The organism is Staphylococcus intermedius NCTC 11048 (assembly GCF_002902385.1).
GTDB classification, from domain to species: Bacteria; Bacillota; Bacilli; order Staphylococcales; family Staphylococcaceae; genus Staphylococcus; species Staphylococcus intermedius.
Window position 1 is genome coordinate 1 of sequence record NZ_PPQH01000027.1, and the last position, 3,302, is coordinate 3,302.

The 3,302-nt window shown below is 36.3% G+C and carries 10 protein-coding genes and 1 pseudogene; all 11 read right to left on the bottom strand.

Annotation, left to right across the window (positions count from 1 at the left end):
• A pseudogene (locus tag CD138_RS14635) lies at positions 1 to 107 on the bottom strand (dUTP pyrophosphatase); the annotation flags it as partial.
• Positions 100 to 339 carry a hypothetical protein gene (locus CD138_RS06360; protein WP_019167842.1) on the bottom strand — a complete coding sequence of 80 codons (240 nt, stop codon included), beginning with the start codon at positions 337 to 339 and terminating at the stop codon, positions 100 to 102. The gene CD138_RS06360 and the pseudogene CD138_RS14635, both read right to left, overlap by 8 nt.
• A gap of 67 nt (positions 340 to 406) precedes the next feature.
• Positions 407 to 658, bottom strand: coding sequence for a hypothetical protein (locus CD138_RS06365; protein ID WP_244913372.1), 252 nt, complete (start codon positions 656 to 658; stop codon positions 407 to 409).
• Positions 655 to 906 carry a hypothetical protein gene (locus CD138_RS06370; RefSeq protein WP_019167844.1) on the bottom strand — a complete coding sequence of 84 codons (252 nt, stop codon included), beginning with the start codon at positions 904 to 906 and terminating at the stop codon, positions 655 to 657. The genes CD138_RS06365 and CD138_RS06370 overlap by 4 nt, the downstream gene beginning before the upstream one ends.
• Positions 907 to 927: 21 nt before the next feature.
• Positions 928 to 1,242, bottom strand: a complete 315-nt coding sequence (locus tag CD138_RS06375) for a DUF1140 family protein (RefSeq protein ID WP_019167845.1) — start codon at positions 1,240 to 1,242, stop codon at positions 928 to 930.
• Positions 1,239 to 1,673: a DUF3310 domain-containing protein gene (locus tag CD138_RS06380; RefSeq protein ID WP_019167846.1), complete on the bottom strand. Its 435-nt coding sequence runs from the start codon at positions 1,671 to 1,673 to the stop codon at positions 1,239 to 1,241. The genes CD138_RS06375 and CD138_RS06380 overlap by 4 nt, the downstream gene beginning before the upstream one ends.
• A gap of 165 nt (positions 1,674 to 1,838) precedes the next feature.
• Complete coding sequence (locus CD138_RS06390; RefSeq protein WP_019167848.1) at positions 1,839 to 2,036, bottom strand: hypothetical protein; 198 nt, start codon at positions 2,034 to 2,036, stop codon at positions 1,839 to 1,841.
• 11 nt (positions 2,037 to 2,047) lie between these two features.
• A complete protein-coding gene (locus CD138_RS06395) occupies positions 2,048 to 2,266 on the bottom strand; it encodes a hypothetical protein (RefSeq protein WP_019167849.1) in 219 nt (72 codons plus the stop codon).
• Positions 2,250 to 2,690 (bottom strand): RusA family crossover junction endodeoxyribonuclease, encoded by a 441-nt coding sequence (locus CD138_RS06400; protein ID WP_019167850.1) that lies wholly within the window; start codon positions 2,688 to 2,690, stop codon positions 2,250 to 2,252. Before CD138_RS06400 ends, CD138_RS06395 begins: the two co-directional genes overlap by 17 nt.
• Positions 2,691 to 2,870 carry a hypothetical protein gene (locus CD138_RS06405; protein ID WP_019167678.1) on the bottom strand — a complete coding sequence of 60 codons (180 nt, stop codon included), beginning with the start codon at positions 2,868 to 2,870 and terminating at the stop codon, positions 2,691 to 2,693.
• A partial coding sequence (locus CD138_RS06410) for an ATP-binding protein (protein ID WP_142380751.1) occupies positions 2,864 to 3,302 on the bottom strand: 439 nt, incomplete at its 5' end. The genes CD138_RS06410 and CD138_RS06405, both read right to left, overlap by 7 nt.

A 3,302-nucleotide genomic window follows, 5' to 3' on the forward strand; every position in this document is an offset into this window, starting at 1 on the left:
ACCACTGTTTCTGCTGCATAAATGTCGAACCCTGCGTCAGTTGAGTGGTTACATGTAGGTAATGTTGCGTTATCTGATAATAATTTGATTTGTAATGTATTAATCATTCTTTGCGTCCTCCAATATTTTATTCAATTCATTCTGTAACTTATCGTAGTAAGGATTGTCCGACCACGCCTTTTTATACGCTAGGTGTGTGTTAAACAACTCGACCACCTCATCTAACTTACGCTGTAACTTGTCACGTTCTTTACGTATGCCCGTAATGTCGTTGATGAGTGTGTCGCGTTCTTTTTCGAGTTGAATTATTCTCTCGCCCAAATTTACTAACGTATTCATTCCACCATCTCCCTGTCTTTCCAAAAAAGAGGCGGTAACGTCATTTCTTTTTCAGTTTTAATCTTCATCATCGTTCCTCCCCAAAGATTTCTCTCCAGTTGCATACAGAAGCAATGTGGTACATTACATCTTGTAAATTATCCAATATTTCACCATCTTCATCGATATAACTTTCGAATTCCAGATACTCTGTTGAATTGCTCCCCTCAAAAGTAGCGCCAAAACCATTTTTAATACATTGAAATTTAAAATCATACCCCGCATATTTCACATGGAATTCTAGTTCCTCGTTCTCATTTTTATAAATTTTAATCATCATCGTTCCTCCTCTAAAATTTTAATCACATCATTGACGGTTAAATATCCTTGCACTACATCAACTTTTCCTTCTGTTATATCTGCCATCTCATACAAGCCTTGTTCACACTCATTACCGTGTGAAAATTTATGTCGAACCACACTTAGCTTTCTGCCTGTTCCTGTGCTGAAAATGTATTGAATACCTCCGAACACTTCTTTGTATTCGATATATTCATCACGTTCTAAAAACGCTACTTCTAGTTTCATTCGGCATCACTCCAATCCTCTTTAATAAATTCTGATAGATCCATCTAATTCAACGCCCACTTTATGCAAAACATCACGATACTTCTCAACAAATTTATATCTGTCTTGATGAAGTTTACTGCTCCATTCAGACATATCGTCTAATTTCTTCAAATCCGCCTTGTATCCTTCAATTTCTCTGTTGTAATGTTCTACATCTCCTAACGACTTCCAATAGCGTGACGTCCCGCATTCAGCGTTTAAGCTAGTACCTAATGCTTTACTTCTTTTGTTATGAGTCGTTTTGATGTTTTTTAGTATCTCTTTCAGGATCACGTGTGAATATCGTTTAATCATGCTTTCACCTTTTTCAAATGATTTTTATATCGTGTTGCATAATCAATAATCTTGTTAAGTTCCTTAACTTCGTCATCTTTATAACCTAAGCGGTCAACGTATTTACTTATTTGCGATTTGAATGCTCCTCTTAATTCTTCAGGTGAGTAACGTTCACACCAATAATCAATTTCAGAATTGCCATAGTGCGCAGGTCTGTCATGTGTTGCGATTTTTGTACTGCTCGGTATCGGGTACCACTCGTCGTCATCTGAAATAAACACTCCGAGACCTTTATCCAATAAAACTCTTGCGCTTCCATCAGCAAACTTAAATCTTACTTCCCCAGTCTGACCAATAGGCTCTTCTTCCCATCGTTCGTTAGCTCTATATCTATGGACACCAGTTATTACTTGAACTCTATCTCCAATCTCCAAATCTTTAACTTTCATATCGTTTTCTCCTCATGTATGGTTTAGTATTCACAATCTCGTCAATACTCCAGTAATTTTTATATCTGCTCAGCGCGATGCTAGGTGTGATGCCTTTGTGTATCATCTTTGCTTTTTGCGACCTTGTTAGCCCTATAAAGTCAATATCTTTCCACTCAACATCATTCATGACCACAACGCCCTGCTTTGTAAATAAAGGTAGTATTCACTCGGCTTAACTGATTGTGGATACTTTACTAAATGACTGCGGTCAACTCGACTCGCCTTATAAGCTTTATATGCTTGCTCGGCTCTCCAATGTTCGTAAGATTCCATCGTCGATTCTGTATGTTTAGGAGCCTTTTTACTATAAATGCGATTCACGATTAGCCCTCCTAAAAATCCAGTAATTCAGTTAAATCCAATTGACCTAGTTCCTCGAAACTCAATAAATTGAATGTACTTTTGAATTCATCAATATCGTCAGTAATTCTATTAATATGCGCTAGTTGCGTATCATCTAGTCCTTTGATGTGATATTGGCCATCGACGTTTCTGCTCACGACTACCACTGGCTCTTTGTTACTGTTGTACAAGTTATACATCTTGTTCATCGTCGTTTAGCTCCTCAATAATAAGTACCGTCCGTGCTGTTTCACTCCATTTTTTGAATGTTCTGATTTCAACAATTTGATTATCATCATTCCATAGCTTGCCATTGCCAGCATCAAGCACTGTCTTTAACAAGTTATCTAAATCAGGTTTTGTGTTTTTATATCTTGTTAACATTGCGGTTAACTTTTTCTTTGACCAACTTTTTAAAGATGGAAAGTAAAACTCAACTGTCAACTTAATATCCTTTTCTCTTTGTAAATTTGGCATTTGATCAGCAATGAAATTTTTGTGTTTTGTATAATGCGTAGGCATATAGGTCTGCACAAACTGTTTCACTCTTCTAAAACGGGGTCTAGGTGACCCCATAGGTTTATCAAAGTGTTTTTCATCTTTGTAAAAGATTTCTATTCTTGTTTCCGTCACTTAATCCACCTCTAATATCGTCATATCCTGCCGTGTATTGCGTTCAATTCTTTTTTGGATAAATAGGTCATATAACTTTTTATCGTCGCCCTGTGCCCACTCAATCATTTTCTGAGCGTACACATCTGAACACTCAAGATTTTCTTTCAAAAATTCTTTTGTGATTGTCGTAATTACCATGCGTCACGCTCCCTGTAATCGTCGCCGATAACATTAACTTTTCGACTACCTTTTTTCATTCTGGAATTGATTCTGTGCCAATGCATATCTTGATTAAGTTCTGAATCTTTAAAGTTAGTTGTAAAGATGTTGTTTTTATCTTGCCGATTATTAATAATGTCATACAACATAGATAAATCGTGGTCGCTATTGCTAACTCCTATATCATCTAAAACCAACAAATCTAAATTAACGAGCTGCTTCTTTAAATCTTCAAAAGTTTCAGATGATTTTTTGTTATATGTCGCTTTGATTCTAACCATCAAGTCAGGTATCTGCATAAAAGCGACTGTATACCCTTTATTTTTAATCGCTTTAGCTATTGCGTAAGCTAAGTGCGATTTACCAGTACCATAACTACCTCTAAAAAGTATTGATTTCATTTCACCTTTT